The following is a 13,878-nucleotide window of genomic DNA, read 5'->3' as shown; positions in this document are numbered from 1 at the left end:
CGGTCCTCGGCTTACAACGGCTTGACGGTGAACAAGCCGTCATCGTGGCCCTCTTCGGAGCCTCCGTAGACTTGTTCGGCCACAGTGCGGATCTTGCTGCCACGGGCCTCAAGAATCTGGTCCATCGCGCCGGCAAACCAGCCGGTGAACATGTAGTCCACTTTGCGCCCGACCTTGCCGTACACGTAGACAAATGCCGAATGTTCGAGCTTGACGCTGGCGGTGCCTTTATCCAGGTCGATGTCCTGGATTTTGAACAGGCCCCAGCCGCGTTGCGACAGGCGCTTCATGTAGTGTTCAAACACCGCGACGCCTTCCAGGCCGTGGCATTCAGCTTCTTTTTCACACCAGTGCCAAGCGGATTTGTAGCCGGCCTTGTAGAGGATTTCGGCGTAGGCGTCAGCGCCCAGGACTTCTTCGATGCCCATGTGGTTGTTGACGAAGAAATGGCGCGGCACGTACAGCATCGGCAGGGCGTCGGAGGTCCAGACACCGGTTTCGCTGTCGACTTCGATAGGCAATTGAGGGGCGATCTTGGCCATGGAAACTTAACTCCAGAAAATTCGTTTGGATGCCCCCGGCGCCGGATGGCCGAGGGTAAAGAAGTGTCAGCGGTGGCTTATTCGCCCCAGACGTCCTTGAGCACGTTGACCCAGTTCTCGCCCATGATCTTGCGCACCACGCGCTCGCTGTGGCCGCGCTTGAGCAGGGTTTCGGTGAGGTTGGGGAACTCGCCCACGGTGCGGATGCCCAGCGGGTTGATGATCTTGCCGAAGCTGGTCAGGCGGCGGGCGTAACCCTTGTCATGGGTCAGCATTTCGAAGAAATCCTGGCCATGGCCCTGGGTGAAGTCGGTACCGATGCCAATGGCGTCTTCGCCGACGATGTTCATGGTGTATTCGATGGCTTCGGCGTAGTCGTCGATGGTCGAATCGATGCCCTTGGCGAGGAACGGCGCGAACATGGTCACGCCGACAAAGCCGCCGTGGTCGGCGATGAACTTCAGCTCTGCATCGGACTTGTTGCGCGGGTGCTCTTTAAGACCGGAAGGCAAGCAGTGGGAGTAGCACACCGGCTTTTTCGATTCGAGGATGACTTCTTCGGAGGTTTTGGAGCCGACGTGGGACAGGTCGCACATGATGCCGACGCGGTTCATCTCGCCGACGATCTCGCGCCCGAAGCCCGACAGGCCGCCGTCACGCTCGTAGCAACCGGTGCCGACCAGGTTCTGGGTGTTGTAGCACATCTGCACCACACCAACGCCGAGCTGCTTGAAGATCTCGACGTAGCCGAGTTGGTCTTCAAACGCGTGGGCATTCTGGAAGCCGAAAATGATGCCGGTCTTGCCCAGTTCCTTGGCGCGACGGATGTCGGCGGTGGTTTTCACCGGGATCACCAGGTCACTGTTCTCGCGGATCAGGGTCTGGCTGGCGACGATGTTATTGATGGTGGCCTGAAACCCTTCCCACACCGACACGGTGCAGTTGGCGGCGGTGAGGCCACCTTTGCGCATGTCCTCGAACAGGTCGCGGTTCCACTTGGCAATAATCAGCCCGTCGATAACGATGCTGTCGGCGTGCAATTCGGCTGGGCTCATCAGGCGTCCCCTTATTGGCGATTCATGCGCCGAATCGTCTGCCGGCGCTTTGGGGCCAGCATATGCCCAGGGGCAACCTGAGCCGGGTGCAAAAACGACAGGGGAATTGCCGAAAGCGTCAATCCGCGACAAAGGCCTACATGACAGCTCTGACTGGCGACTGTTCTTTGTCTTACGCTTGAGCCAGAATTCCTGCATCACCTGATATGAGACGGCGCAATGAAATCGATTTTCCTGGCTTTGGCACTCATCGCAACCGGCGTCCACGCGGCTGAAGACACCGACAGCACGCCGTGCGATGGCATCGAAAACGACAAGCAAACCCTGGAATGCGCCACTTACAACAAAACCACCGCCGAACAATTGTTGAAAGACAACTATCAGGGCCTGCTGGAACGCATGGGTTCTACCTATGGCAGCGACAAGACCAAGCTCGCCGACATTACCGCTCGTCTGAAGGACGCCCAGCAGAAGTGGGAAAAACTACGTGACGCCGATTGCGCGGTGGACACCTTCCCGGCAGTGACCGGCACCAAAGCCTATGCGATTGCGCAAAATGACTGCCTGGCGCGGATGAGTGATGAGCGGTCGGAGTTTTTGGAGTCGATTGGGCAGGAATAAGCGACAATCCCCGCCACTTTTACTCTGAGCCAAGGTTTTTCATGACTATCTGCGGCATCGAAATCAAAGGCAGCGAAGCCATCATCGCTGTCGCCTCCCTGGACAACCAGGCGCTGAGCCACGTCGCCCTGGCTACCAAGAAAATCGCCCTTGAAGACGATGATGAAGCGGCCAACGTCAAAGCCTTTGCCGCCCAGGTGAAGGCCTTCGTGCAGGCCAACGCCGTCACTCGCATCGCGATCAAGAAGCGCAGCAAAAAAGGCGAATTCGCCGGTGGCCCGACCACGTTCAAGATTGAAGGGGTGTTTCAACTGCTGGAGGGGGTTGAGGTGACGTTGCTGTCGCCGCAGACCATCAATGCGCAGAACAAGAAGCACACCTTTGAACTGCCGGCGACGTTGAACAAGTATCAGCATGAGGCCTTCAAGACCGCGTGCTCCGCCCTGCTGAAGAAATAAGCCACGCCGAAATCCACTGTGGGAGGGGGCTTGCTCCCGATGGTGGTGGATCAGCTTGCTCATGCATTGGCTGACCTACCGCTATCGGGAGCAAGCCCCCTCCCACACTGGGTCTGTGGTGTTTTCAGTGGGGTGTATGGCGCTTGTGCCGCAGCCAATCGCCGAACGTTTTGTCCTCCAGGGCATACCCACCCCGGCTCGACTTCCACACCAACTCCTTATCGCGCAACGCATCGATACAGGCCTGAATGGTCTGGGTGCCCGGCACCACGTCGCTGCCCATGTCCTCCAGCGCCTTGCTGACCGCTATCAGTGTGCTGTCGGTAAACGGCGCAAAAGGTTCGTTGTTGTGTGAGCGCTCCACCATCACCTCCAACACCGCACGCTGCGGGATCGTCAGGGCGTTCCAAGCGCTTTCGAATTCGGTCCATACACCCGCGCGCAGCAGTTCGGCGCGACTGTGCAGCAGTTCGCCCAGATTGCTGGCCTCGCCCAACTCCAACGCCACTTCGCCGATGATCGTGCGCAGCATTTCGGGACGACGACCGACCAACTCGAAGGCTTCGTCGATATCCGCAGCACTGAATTGATTGTCCTGAGCCAAGTGCGCATTGAGGTGCACGGTGTAGGCCTGGGTGAACTCTTTGCCCAGCAACGGAAACGGCGTAATGCTGGAGCCGAAAAACGGTTGGCTTTTGCCCAGCACCAAATGGGCCAGTTTGTCGCGATTGGAGCCCGTGAACACGAGATGCAATCCGCTGCCCTCCTCGTCACGACCCTGGTTGAGTTGGTCCCGGGCAGCTTTGAGCGCGAACATCGCGTTGATACCTGAATCGCTGGTCAATGCGTGCTGCGCTTCGTCTATCACCAGCACGACGGTTTTTTGCGCAACGCTGTGGAGCAATTCCAAAGCTTGGGTCAACGTTGCGCCGACCGGCAATTGCGGCTTGCTGAAATCCCAGGACAGGGTACGCAGAAAGCTGAGCTTCTCGATCCCGATATTCTTGGCCAGCTTACGAATGCCCTTTTCATAGGGAACCAGCGCAGCGGCTATGGCGCTGGCGATCAACTCGGCGGGGTCCTTTTCCTTGTCGGCCCACAAATCCACGTACACGGTCAGCCATCCCCGAAGCTGACACTCCGGGATCAGGTCTTCGCGTAAAAAAGTACTTTTACCGGTGCGGCGCGGCGCTGCGAGAAACAGGCCGGAAGTGAAATCCTGAATACCGGCCCCCACAAGACCATCGGCAATGCTGCGCGCCAGGACTGGGCGGCGGAACACGAAACCGCTGTTCTTGGACATGGTTTTATACTCAATTATGGAAAGGACTATAAATTATAGTCACGAGTATAATTGACTATAATTGCCCGTCAAACCACCTCCCGTCGCCGATCCTCCCTCGGGCACTTCGCAAACCTAGCGCGATAGCTGCGCGTGAAATACGACGGCGACTCAAACCCACAGGCAATGCTGACTTCCAGCACGCTCAAATCGCTCTGGCGCAGTAACTGCCGGGCCTTTTCCAGGCGCAGGCCGAGGTAGAAGTTGCTGGGCGTGTCATTCAGATGCAGGCGAAACAGCCGCTCCAACTGGCGCCGAGTCACCTTGATCGCTTCGGCCAGGGCCAAGGTGCTCAAGGGCGGTTCGGTGTGTTGCTCCATTTCGCCGATCACTTGCACCAATTTTTTGTTGTTGATGCCGTAGCGCGTAGCGATCTGCATGCGCTGGTGGTCTTTGCGTGGGCGGATGCGGCCGAGTACGAATTGTTCGGAGACTTGAATCGCCAGTTCCGGGCCGTGGGCCTGGGCGATCAGGTCGAGCATCAAGTCGATGGACGCGGTGCCGCCGGCGCAGGTGATGCGGCGGCGGTCGATCTCGAACAGTTCCTGGGTGACGGTCAGGTGAGGATAGGACTCCTTGAACGCGTCGATGGCTTCCCAATGCAGGGTCAGGCGATGGCCGTCAAGCAGGCCGGCTTCGGCGAGGACGCAGGCGCCGGTATCAATGGCGCCAAGGGTCACGCCGTCGTGGTCGAGGCGACGCAGCCAGTGTTCCAGGGCGGGGGTGGCGAACTGCAGCGGTTCAAAGCCGGCCACCACCAGCAAGGTCGCCCCTTTTTTCAGCGGCTCCAGCCCGGCATCCGCGTTGACCGACATGCCATTGCTCGCCAACACCGCGCCGCCATCGGCACTCAGCACATGCCAGCGGTACAGCTCGCCACGAAAGCGGTTGGCCACCCGTAGCGGTTCCAGCGCGGAGATAAACCCAATGGCCGAAAACCCCGGCATCAGCAGAAAGTAGAAATCCTGGGACATGGTGGCGCTCTCGTCGGACGGGCAGCGTGGCACTGTGATACTCCCGTTCAGGGGCGGATTCAAGGGGGCAGGTCGCTGCAGTGCAAGAGGTGGTCGCCGCCGTGCGTTTTGCTGGCCCCTGGCTTGCGTAACTTGGCTGCACGGCGCACAAAGACGCCGGACCCCACAATAACGACCTGCCGAGGGATCCACCATGAATCGACTGATCAGCCGCTGCGTGCTTGCACTCAGTGCCAGCGCTATTTTGAGCACCAATGTGATGGCAGCGGATGCCGCTTCATGCCAGAACGTGCGCATGGGCGTGGTGAACTGGACCGACGTCATCGCCACCAGCGCCATGACCCAAGTACTGCTCGACGGCCTCGGCTACAAGACCAAACAAACCAGCGCCTCCCAGCAAATCATCTTCGCCGGCATCCGCGACCAGCGCCTGGACTTGTTCCTGGGGTACTGGAACCCGCTGATGACCCAGACCATCACGCCATTTGTCGACGCCAAACAAGTCAAAGTCCTCGACAAGCCAAGCCTAGAAGACGCCCGCGCCACCCTCGCCGTGCCGACTTACCTGGCGGACAAGGGCCTGAAAACCTTCGCCGATATCGCCAAATTCGAAAAAGAACTGGGTGGCAAGATCTACGGCATCGAGCCGGGCTCAGGGGCTAACACCCAGATCAAGGCGATGATCGCCAAGAATCAGTTCGGCCTGGGCAAATTCCAACTGGTGGAATCCAGCGAAGCCGGCATGCTAGCCGCCGTCGACCGCGGCGTTCGCCGCAAGGAAGCGGTGGTGTTTTTTGGCTGGGCGCCGCACCCGATGAACGTCAACGTGGCGATGACTTATCTCACCGGCAGCGACGACGCCCTGGGCCCGAACGAAGGCATGGCGACCGTCTGGACCGTCACTTCGCCGACCTACGCCGAGCAGTGCCCCAATGTGCACAAACTGCTGACCAACCTGACCTTCACCGCGGCCGACGAGAGCCGAATGATGCAGCCGTTGCTGGATCACAAGGACGCTATCGAGTCGGCCAAGCAGTGGCTCAAGGATCACCCTCAAGACCAGGCTCGCTGGCTGGAAGGCGTGACCACCTTCGATGGCAAACCGGCCGCCGCCAACCTGCAATTGACCGGCAAGTAACACACTTTCAACCACTGCTTCGCAGCCAGACACGGCTGCGAACGGCATCACCACGCCTGTAAGGAACCGTCTCATGAATCACGACGTCATCATCACCTGCGCACTCACCGGTGCTGGCGACACGACCGCCAGAAGCCCACACGTGCCGGTCACCCCCAAACAAATCGCAGCCGCAGCGGTTGAAGCCGCCAAGGCCGGCGCCACCGTGGTGCACTGCCATGTGCGTGATCCCGAAACCGGCAAGTTCAGCCGCGACGTGGCGCTGTATCGCGAAGTGATGGAGCGCATCCGCGAGGCGGACATCGACATCATCGTCAACCTCACCGCCGGCATGGGCGGCGACCTGGAGATCGGCGGCGGCGAGAACCCGATGGAGTTCGGCCCCAATACCGACCTGGTCGGCCCGCTGACACGCTTGGCCCATGTGGAAGAACTGCTGCCGGAGATCTGCACACTGGACTGCGGCACGCTGAACTTCGGCGATGGCGACACCATTTACGTGTCCACCCCTGCGCAGTTGCGCGCCGGTGCCAAACGCATTCAAGAGTTGGGTGTAAAAGCCGAACTGGAAATTTTCGACACCGGCCACCTGTGGTTCGCCAAGCAGATGATCAAAGAGGGCCTGCTCGACAACCCGCTGTTCCAACTGTGTCTGGGCATCCCATGGGGCGCGCCGGCCGACACCACCACCATGAAAGCCATGGTCGACAACCTGCCCGCCGACGCAGTGTGGGCGGGCTTCGGCATCGGCCGCATGCAAATGCCGATGGCGGCGCAAGCGGTACTGCTGGGCGGCAATGTGCGGGTAGGCCTGGAAGACAATCTGTGGCTGGACAAGGGCGTGCTGGCGACCAATGGGCAGTTGGTAGAACGGGCCAGTGAGATCCTCAGCCGCTTGGGCGCGCGAGTCATGACCCCCGCAGAGGGCCGGGCAAAGATGGGCCTCACCAAACGCCGCTGATCAACATGTGGGAGGGGGCTTACCCCCGATGGCGGAGGATCAGCACCAGCTGTATCGACTGACGCACCGCTATCGGGGGCAAGCCCCCTCCCACAGGGGATTACCAACCTCTTTAGGAATGTGCCATGAGCTTTATCACCGAAATCAAAACCTTCGCCGCGCTCGGCAGCGGTGTCATCGGCAGTGGCTGGGTATCCCGCGCCCTCGCCCACGGCCTTGATGTAATCGCCTGGGATCCGGCCCCCGGCGCCGAAGCCGCCCTGCGCAAACGCGTTGCCAACGCATGGGGTGCGCTTGAGAAACAAGGCCTCGCACCCGGCGCATCCCAAGACCGCCTGCGCTTTGTCGCCACCATTGAAGAGTGCGTAAAAGACGCTGACTTCATCCAGGAAAGCGCCCCAGAACGCCTGGAGCTGAAGCTGGAACTGCACGGCAAAATCAGCGCCGCTGCCAAGCCCAACGCACTGATCGGCTCGAGCACTTCGGGCCTGCTGCCCAGTGAGTTCTACGAGAGCTCAACCCACCCTGAGCGCTGCGTGGTCGGTCACCCGTTCAACCCGGTTTACCTGCTGCCATTGGTGGAAGTGGTCGGCGGCAAAAACACCGCGCCCGACGCTATTCAAGCCGCGATCAAGGTGTACGAATCCCTCGGCATGCGCCCGTTGCATGTGCGTAAGGAAGTACCGGGCTTCATTGCCGATCGCCTGCTCGAAGCGCTCTGGCGTGAAGCGTTGCACCTGGTGAATGACGGCGTGGCGACCACCGGCGAAATCGACGATGCCATCCGCTTTGGCGCAGGGTTGCGCTGGTCGTTCATGGGCACCTTCCTGACCTACACCCTCGCGGGCGGCGATGCGGGGATGCGGCATTTCATGGCGCAGTTTGGTCCGGCACTGCAGTTGCCGTGGACGTATCTGCCGGCGCCCGAGCTGACTGACAAATTGATTGATGATGTGGTGGATGGCACTAGCGATCAGTTGGGTACACACAGCATTTCGGCACTGGAACGCTATCGTGATGATTGCCTGTTGGCGGTGCTGGAAGCGGTAAAAACCACCAAAGCCAAGCACGGTATGGCTTTCGCCGAATAACCCATGTGGGAGGGGCGGTGCGACGAATCGACTTGCCCCCGATAGCATTGGATCAGTCAAGAAATCTGGCAACTGACACACCGCTATCGGGGGCAAGCTCCTCCCACATTTTGACCGAGTACTGATCCGGGAGTTTTCCATGCCTGCACTGACGACCTACACCACAGCAATCCTCCCCGAGTGGGTCGACTACAACGGCCACCTGCGCGACGCGTTCTACCTGCTGATCTTCAGCTACGCGACCGACGCGCTGATGGACACGTTGGGCCTGGACAGCGAAAACCGCGACGCCAGCGGCCACTCGCTGTTCACCCTGGAACTGCACCTGAACTACCTGCACGAGGTGAAACTCGGCGCCGAGGTTGAGGTGCATACCCAACTGATCGCCCATGACGCCAAGCGCCTGCACCTCTATCACAGCCTGCATCTTGTGGGCGAAGAGCGGGCGCTGGCGGGTAACGAACAGATGCTCTTGCACGTCGATCTGGCCGGCCCGCATTCGGCGCCGTTTACCGAGCCGACGCTGGAAAAAATCATCGCTGTCAGCGCTGCACAGGCTGACCTGCCCAAGCCTGCCCTGCTTGGCCGTGTCATCGGTTTGCCGGTCAGACAATAAGCAAAAAAACCCCGATCCAATGTGGAGTGGATCGGGGCAGAGTGCCTTGTGTGAGCCGTACATCCCGAGGGTGACCAAACCGTCAAGCTGTGTGCCTGGGTTCAGTGTGCCGATAAGTGCGGTTGGCAAATGGCCCGAAAACGACACGCTCATAGCCATCTGAGGCATTCACGCATTCTGCCCTTGCCGACCGCATGGGCGGCTACCAGAATCCCAGTCAGACCTCGCTCCCCTCACCAGGATAAACGTCATGATGCATGCGGATTTGATTGACCAGGATGACCTGCTGGGCCAACTGCGCTCACTGGGTTTCGACGTGTCCAGCGGCGCCACCGCTGAGCAGGCCTGCGAGTGCGCCGTGCGCGGTTTGAGCGAAGCACGGGCTAAAGCGCTCAAGGGCATGGTGGAACAGATGTACAGCGGCAGCGCGACGATCCTGCCGGCGGTGCGTCAGGCGATTGATAAGCAGCTGTTGCCGGCTTTGGTGCAGTTCAAGCAGAACTCTGGTGTCTGATAGAACGCTATTGAGAGCAAGTCGAATCGTCGCACCGCCCCTCCCACACTTGGAATCCATTCCCATGTGGGAGGGGGCTTGCCCCCGATGCAGTCAACTCGGTCTAAAGCCGCACGCTCGCAAAAGTCGACTCATTGCGCGCCTGACTCAACGCCGACATCGGCCCGGCCAACGGTGACAACACCAGCGCCTGCGGAATCGGCATCATCGCCACCTGCTGGGTGGTGTTGGAACCGACGCGCTCATCCCGTGGCGGAATGCCGAAGTATTCGCGGTAGCACTTGGAGAAGTGCGGCGTAGACACAAACCCGCACACCGAGGCCACTTCGATGATCGACATCGGCGTTTGCTTGAGCAACTGCCGTGCACGGATCAGGCGCAGTTTGAGGTAGTAGCGCGACGGCGAGCAGTGCAGGTATTTCTGGAACAGGCGCTCCAGCTGGCGCCGCGACACGGCGACGTACACCGCCAGTTCGTCCAGGTCGATAGGCTCTTCCAGGTTGGCTTCCATCAACGCCACAATTTCCTGCAGCTTCGGCTGGTTGGTGCCCAGCATGTGCTTGAGCGGCACACGCTGGTGATCCTGTTCGTTGCGGATGCGCTCGTACACAAACATCTCGGAGATCGCTGCCGACAGTTCGCGGCCATGATCGCGGCTGATCAGGTGCAGCATCATGTCCAGCGGCGCGGTGCCGCCGGAGCTGGTGAAGCGATTGCGGTCGAGGGTGAACAGGCGTGTGCTCATGGCCACGCGCGGGAAGGCTTCCTGCATCGACGCCAGGCATTCCCAGTGCACGCTGCAATCAAACCCATCAAGCAGGCCGGCGCAAGCCAGGGCCCAACTGCCGGTGCAGACGGCGCCAAGACGGCGGGACTGGCGCGCCTGGCTTTGCAGCCACGACACGTGTTCACGGGTAACGGTGCGCTGAATACCCACGCCGCCGCACACGATGACGGTGTCCAGGGCCGGAGCTTTGTGCATGGAGGCGTCGGGGGTGATTTGCAGACCGTCGCTGGCCCAGACCTGGTTGCCGTCGACACTCAGGGTTGTCCAGCGATACAACTCGCGACCGGACAATTGGTTGGCCATGCGCAGCGGTTCCACGGCTGACGCCAGGGAAATCAGCGTGAAATTGTCCAACAGCAAAAAGCCGATGGATTGAGGCGCACGGTTCTGGGGTTGGGCCCCTGAGTTGAACGACGTCATCGCGGTATCTCCTCACACTAAGCGGGTGTTGGCCTCAGGCGAGGCTCTTGTTATGGCGGTCGGCCTCAGGAAGGCGACGCTTTAAATAGATAGAGCAAATGCCATGCCTAAAATTGAATGGCTATTCAATAACTCCTGAAAACGACCTTATGACGCGTCTATATAAGCCCGCGCAGGAAGTGCGGGATACGGCCGAAAAGGGACGTAGGAGCAGCACTGCTAAGGGGTGTGAGCAGATCGGTAGCACTTGTGGGAAGGCGCTTTGCGGGCGTAGGAGAAGTCTGTCACCCCATGCACAGGTGACGGGTGGTCGGAGGGAAAATCGTTCGGGAGCTACTTATCTGTTTGCGACGCGCTAAAAGGTGGCGATTTTGGTTGAAGTGTTCACTTGTAGTGAGCGGGCTTGGTCCGCGCTGGGTGGCGAAGCCGCCCCAAAATCAGGCGACCGGGTTTTATCTGAAACTATGTGGTGCCTTTATTGATTGGGGCGGCTTCGCCACCCAGCGCGGGGCAAGCCCGCTCACCACAAAAGCACGCTCACCACAAAAGCCCTGTTCATCACTAAGCCCTGTTCATCACAACAAGCTCATCAGCACTCCACCGCACTGACCGCCAACCCACCCCGCGATGTCTCTTTGTACTTGTCATGCATATCTGCCCCGGTATCGCGCATGGTGCGGATTACCCGGTCCAGGGAAATAAAGTGCTGACCGTCGCCACGCAAGGCCATTTGCGCCGCGTTGATCGCTTTCACCGCCGCAATCGCATTGCGCTCGATGCACGGCACTTGCACCAACCCGCCCACGGGGTCGCAGGTCAGGCCGAGGTTGTGTTCCAGGCCAATTTCGGCGGCGTTGCACAGTTGCTCCGGCGTAGCGCCAAGAATCTCGGCCAGCCCGGCCGCGGCCATGGCACACGCAGAACCCACTTCCCCCTGGCAACCGACTTCGGCACCCGAGATTGAAGCGTTCTTCTTGCACAGAATCCCTACCGCCGCAGCACTGAGCAGGTAGTCGACCACGTTGGCTTCGGTGACTTCGTCGCTGAACTTCATGAAGTAGTGCAACACCGCCGGAATAATCCCCGCCGCGCCATTGGTAGGCGCGGTGACCATGCGCCCACCCGCGGCGTTTTCTTCGTTGACCGCGAGGGCGAACAGGTTGACCCACTCCATGGCGCTCAACGTCGAGCCAATCACATTAGGCTTGTTCAACTCCTGCAGGCTGCGGTGCAACTTGGCCGCGCGGCGACGCACGTTGAGGCCGCCAGGTAGGATGCCTTCGTGCTTGAGGCCCTGCTCCACGCACGCCTGCATGGCGTGCCAAAGCTTCATCAGGCCGCTGCGGATTTCTTCTTCGGAGCGCCAGACCTTTTCGTTGGCCAGCATCAACTCGGCAACGCGCAGGTTGTGGGTCTTGCACAACTGCAACAACTCCACCGCGCTGGAAAAGTCATAGGGCAACTCGGTGCGGTCCATATCCGCCACGCCGCTTCGGGCCTGGGCTTCATCCACCACGAAACCACCGCCCACTGAGTAGTAGGTGTCGCGGTGCAGCTCGCCATCATCACCAACTACCACCAAGGTCATGGCGTTGGGGTGGAACGGCAGGTTCTCATCGAGCAGGCGCATGTCCCGTGCCCATACAAACGGCACCGGCAAACGCCCGTCCAGCAGCAGTGTGTCGGTCTCGCGCAGGGTGTGGATGCGCAGGCCGATCTGCGACGGATCAATTGCATCCGGCCACTCGCCCATCAGGCCCATGATGGTTGCGGTGTCGCTGCCGTGGCCGATGCCGGTGGCCGACAACGAGCCGTACAGCTGAACTTCGACGCGCCGTACTTGTTCCAACAATTCACGTTCACGCAGTGCTTGGACGAACAACGCCGCGGCGCGCATGGGGCCGACGGTGTGAGAACTAGAAGGCCCGATGCCGATCTTGAACAGGTCGAAAACGCTGATAGCCATTAACGTGGAACTCCTCGATAAGCACGGGCCGGACTTGAACAAGCTGCTACGCTCAGATCGCCCAGATGGCGGCATCATCAAGGTTTTATCTGCCGTCACGGCGTCTCACACCGACGCACCCATGCTCACCAGCGTCGCTCGCGTGCGATCGCCTGTTTTGGCCGTTTTCAGCGGCGCAGATGGGCAAAAACTGCGGTTTTGCCTTGGGAAAAACCTGTAAGCGACGTCACCGACACTGGATGCGACCCTCCCTGTACTGGATACGACGCCCCCTGTAGGCGTCAGATTTTCACTGGTACATGATCAGTCTCGACTCGTTTGCAAGGCACCGTGGCAGAGCTGTTGTCGCACGCTCCAACCGCAACACTTATAAAGCGCGGCGAAGGCCGCCAGAAAAAACACAGGAGTCTACCCAGATGAAAGGTTCACCCTCGTTGTTGTTGGCCGCCATGCTGAGTCTTCCCGTCATGGCGCACGCTGCAGAACCGGAACAGTGCAAGACCGTCAACTTCTCCGATGTCGGCTGGACCGACATTACCGTCACTACCGCGACCACCAGCGAAATCCTCAAGGGCCTGGGCTACAAGCCGCGCACCACGATGATTTCGGTACCGGTGACTTACAAGTCCCTGGCCGACGGCAAGAATATGGATATTTTCCTCGGCAACTGGATGCCGACCATGGAAAACGACATCAAGCAGTACCGTGATGCCGGCACCGTGGAAACCGTGCGCGCCAACCTGGAAAACGCCAAATACACCCTGGCGGTCCCCGAGGCGCTGTACAACAAAGGTCTGAAAGACTTCGCCGATATTGCCAAATTCAAGGATGAGTTGGGCGGCAAGATCTACGGCATCGAGCCGGGCAACGACGGCAACCGCACCATCCAGACGCTGATCGATAAAGACGCCTTCGGCCTGAAAACCGCCGGCTTCAAAGTGGTCGAATCCAGCGAAGCCGGAATGCTCTCGCAGGTGGAACGCGCCTCCAAGCGCGACCAGGCCATCGTGTTCCTCGGCTGGGAACCGCACCCGATGAACACCCGTTTCAAGATGAAGTACCTGACCGGGGGTGACGATTCGTTCGGCCCCAACTACGGCCAGGCCACCATCTACACCAACGTCCGCAAGGGCTATACCCAGGAATGCAGCAACGTTGGCCAACTGCTGAAAAACCTGTCGTTCACCTTGAACATGGAAAGCACCCTGATGGGTAACGTCCTTGACGACAAGATGAAGCCCGACGCCGCCGCCAAGGCCTGGCTGAAAAAGAACCCAGAAGTACTCGACACCTGGCTTGCAGGGGTCACCACCGTCGATGGCAAACCAGGTCTGGAGGCCGTCAAAGCGTATCTCGCCAAGTAATACTGCTGACCCCGGGGCGGTACGCTGCC

At 59.9% G+C, this 13,878-nt stretch carries 14 protein-coding genes; 8 read left to right on the top strand and 6 right to left on the bottom strand.

The window, feature by feature from the left end:
- Positions 1–11: 11 nt before the first annotated feature.
- Positions 12–542 carry a DUF5943 domain-containing protein gene (locus AB4N82_RS12230; protein ID WP_005792152.1) on the bottom strand — a complete coding sequence of 177 codons (531 nt, stop codon included), beginning with the start codon at positions 540–542 and terminating at the stop codon, positions 12–14.
- Positions 543–619: 77 nt separating this feature from the next.
- Entirely contained in the window at positions 620–1,597 is a 978-nt protein-coding gene (locus AB4N82_RS12225; RefSeq protein ID WP_032884008.1) for a dipeptidase, read from the bottom strand.
- 219 nt (positions 1,598–1,816) lie between these two features.
- Here AB4N82_RS12225 and AB4N82_RS12220 point away from each other — a divergent pair, with 219 nt between their 5' ends.
- A complete protein-coding gene (locus AB4N82_RS12220) occupies positions 1,817–2,218 on the top strand; it encodes a lysozyme inhibitor LprI family protein (RefSeq protein WP_032884009.1) in 402 nt (133 codons plus the stop codon).
- 41 nt (positions 2,219–2,259) lie between these two features.
- The gene (locus AB4N82_RS12215) at positions 2,260–2,676 is read left to right on the top strand and encodes a DUF3010 family protein (RefSeq protein WP_032884011.1); all 417 of its coding nucleotides are present in this window, start codon (positions 2,260–2,262) and stop codon (positions 2,674–2,676) included.
- 124 nt (positions 2,677–2,800) lie between these two features.
- Here the strand turns inward: AB4N82_RS12215 and AB4N82_RS12210 are convergent, their stop codons facing one another.
- Together AB4N82_RS12210 and AB4N82_RS12205 are read right to left on the bottom strand one after the other, a co-directional pair.
- Positions 2,801–3,979 carry an AAA family ATPase gene (locus AB4N82_RS12210; RefSeq protein ID WP_099601667.1) on the bottom strand — a complete coding sequence of 393 codons (1,179 nt, stop codon included), beginning with the start codon at positions 3,977–3,979 and terminating at the stop codon, positions 2,801–2,803.
- 68 nt (positions 3,980–4,047) lie between these two features.
- Positions 4,048–4,992 (bottom strand): GlxA family transcriptional regulator, encoded by a 945-nt coding sequence (locus AB4N82_RS12205; RefSeq protein ID WP_032884013.1) that lies wholly within the window; start codon positions 4,990–4,992, stop codon positions 4,048–4,050.
- Between the two features lie 193 nt (positions 4,993–5,185).
- Between AB4N82_RS12205 and AB4N82_RS12200 the strand changes: the two genes are divergently transcribed.
- The 5 genes from AB4N82_RS12200 to AB4N82_RS12180 all read left to right on the top strand — a co-directional run bounded on the left by AB4N82_RS12200 (position 5,186) and on the right by AB4N82_RS12180 (position 9,312).
- On the top strand, positions 5,186–6,130 hold the full coding sequence (locus AB4N82_RS12200; RefSeq protein ID WP_460104966.1) for a choline ABC transporter substrate-binding protein: 945 nt from the start codon (positions 5,186–5,188) through the stop codon (positions 6,128–6,130).
- 73 nt (positions 6,131–6,203) lie between these two features.
- The gene (locus AB4N82_RS12195; RefSeq protein WP_032884016.1) at positions 6,204–7,091 is read left to right on the top strand and encodes a beta-keto acid cleavage family enzyme; all 888 of its coding nucleotides are present in this window, start codon (positions 6,204–6,206) and stop codon (positions 7,089–7,091) included.
- A gap of 125 nt (positions 7,092–7,216) precedes the next feature.
- Positions 7,217–8,182, top strand: coding sequence for an L-carnitine dehydrogenase (locus AB4N82_RS12190; RefSeq protein WP_122763908.1), 966 nt, complete (start codon positions 7,217–7,219; stop codon positions 8,180–8,182).
- A 139-nt stretch (positions 8,183–8,321) separates the two neighbouring features.
- Positions 8,322–8,798 (top strand): thioesterase family protein, encoded by a 477-nt coding sequence (locus tag AB4N82_RS12185; RefSeq protein ID WP_095185094.1) that lies wholly within the window; start codon positions 8,322–8,324, stop codon positions 8,796–8,798.
- 250 nt (positions 8,799–9,048) lie between these two features.
- A complete protein-coding gene (locus AB4N82_RS12180; protein WP_032884020.1) occupies positions 9,049–9,312 on the top strand; it encodes a hypothetical protein in 264 nt (87 codons plus the stop codon).
- Between the two features lie 103 nt (positions 9,313–9,415).
- Here AB4N82_RS12180 and gbdR read toward each other — a convergent pair whose 3' ends face one another.
- Both gbdR and AB4N82_RS12170 read right to left on the bottom strand, forming a co-directional pair.
- Positions 9,416–10,519 (bottom strand): choline metabolism transcriptional regulator GbdR, encoded by a 1,104-nt coding sequence (gbdR, locus tag AB4N82_RS12175; protein WP_032884022.1) that lies wholly within the window; start codon positions 10,517–10,519, stop codon positions 9,416–9,418.
- Between the two features lie 589 nt (positions 10,520–11,108).
- Positions 11,109–12,485, bottom strand: a complete 1,377-nt coding sequence (locus AB4N82_RS12170) for an L-serine ammonia-lyase (RefSeq protein WP_122763909.1) — start codon at positions 12,483–12,485, stop codon at positions 11,109–11,111.
- 416 nt (positions 12,486–12,901) lie between these two features.
- On the opposite strand from AB4N82_RS12170, the gene AB4N82_RS12165 reads away from it, so the two are divergent.
- Positions 12,902–13,849: a choline ABC transporter substrate-binding protein gene (locus AB4N82_RS12165; RefSeq protein WP_032884025.1), complete on the top strand. Its 948-nt coding sequence runs from the start codon at positions 12,902–12,904 to the stop codon at positions 13,847–13,849.
- Positions 13,850–13,878: the final 29 nt, after the last annotated feature.

The sequence above is a fragment of the Pseudomonas sp. H1_D04 genome, from assembly GCF_054683855.1.
Note: the sequence above shows the minus strand (reverse complement) of the source record. Positions and strands in the feature narration are given on the sequence as shown.

Coding starts and splice junctions, on each gene's coding strand:
- AB4N82_RS12190 (WP_122763908.1), top strand. CDS start 7,217: ATGAGCTTTATCACCGAAATCAAAACCTTCGCCGCGCTCGGCAGCGGT.
- AB4N82_RS12205 (WP_032884013.1), bottom strand. CDS start 4,992: ATGTCCCAGGATTTCTACTTTCTGCTGATGCCGGGGTTTTCGGCCATT.
- AB4N82_RS12230 (WP_005792152.1), bottom strand. CDS start 542: ATGGCCAAGATCGCCCCTCAATTGCCTATCGAAGTCGACAGCGAAACC.
- AB4N82_RS12225 (WP_032884008.1), bottom strand. CDS start 1,597: ATGAGCCCAGCCGAATTGCACGCCGACAGCATCGTTATCGACGGGCTG.
- AB4N82_RS12215 (WP_032884011.1), top strand. CDS start 2,260: ATGACTATCTGCGGCATCGAAATCAAAGGCAGCGAAGCCATCATCGCT.
- AB4N82_RS12185 (WP_095185094.1), top strand. CDS start 8,322: ATGCCTGCACTGACGACCTACACCACAGCAATCCTCCCCGAGTGGGTC.
- AB4N82_RS12170 (WP_122763909.1), bottom strand. CDS start 12,485: ATGGCTATCAGCGTTTTCGACCTGTTCAAGATCGGCATCGGGCCTTCT.
- AB4N82_RS12220 (WP_032884009.1), top strand. CDS start 1,817: ATGAAATCGATTTTCCTGGCTTTGGCACTCATCGCAACCGGCGTCCAC.
- AB4N82_RS12195 (WP_032884016.1), top strand. CDS start 6,204: ATGAATCACGACGTCATCATCACCTGCGCACTCACCGGTGCTGGCGAC.
- AB4N82_RS12200 (WP_460104966.1), top strand. CDS start 5,186: ATGAATCGACTGATCAGCCGCTGCGTGCTTGCACTCAGTGCCAGCGCT.
- AB4N82_RS12165 (WP_032884025.1), top strand. CDS start 12,902: ATGAAAGGTTCACCCTCGTTGTTGTTGGCCGCCATGCTGAGTCTTCCC.
- AB4N82_RS12180 (WP_032884020.1), top strand. CDS start 9,049: ATGATGCATGCGGATTTGATTGACCAGGATGACCTGCTGGGCCAACTG.
- gbdR (WP_032884022.1), bottom strand. CDS start 10,519: ATGACGTCGTTCAACTCAGGGGCCCAACCCCAGAACCGTGCGCCTCAA.
- AB4N82_RS12210 (WP_099601667.1), bottom strand. CDS start 3,979: ATGTCCAAGAACAGCGGTTTCGTGTTCCGCCGCCCAGTCCTGGCGCGC.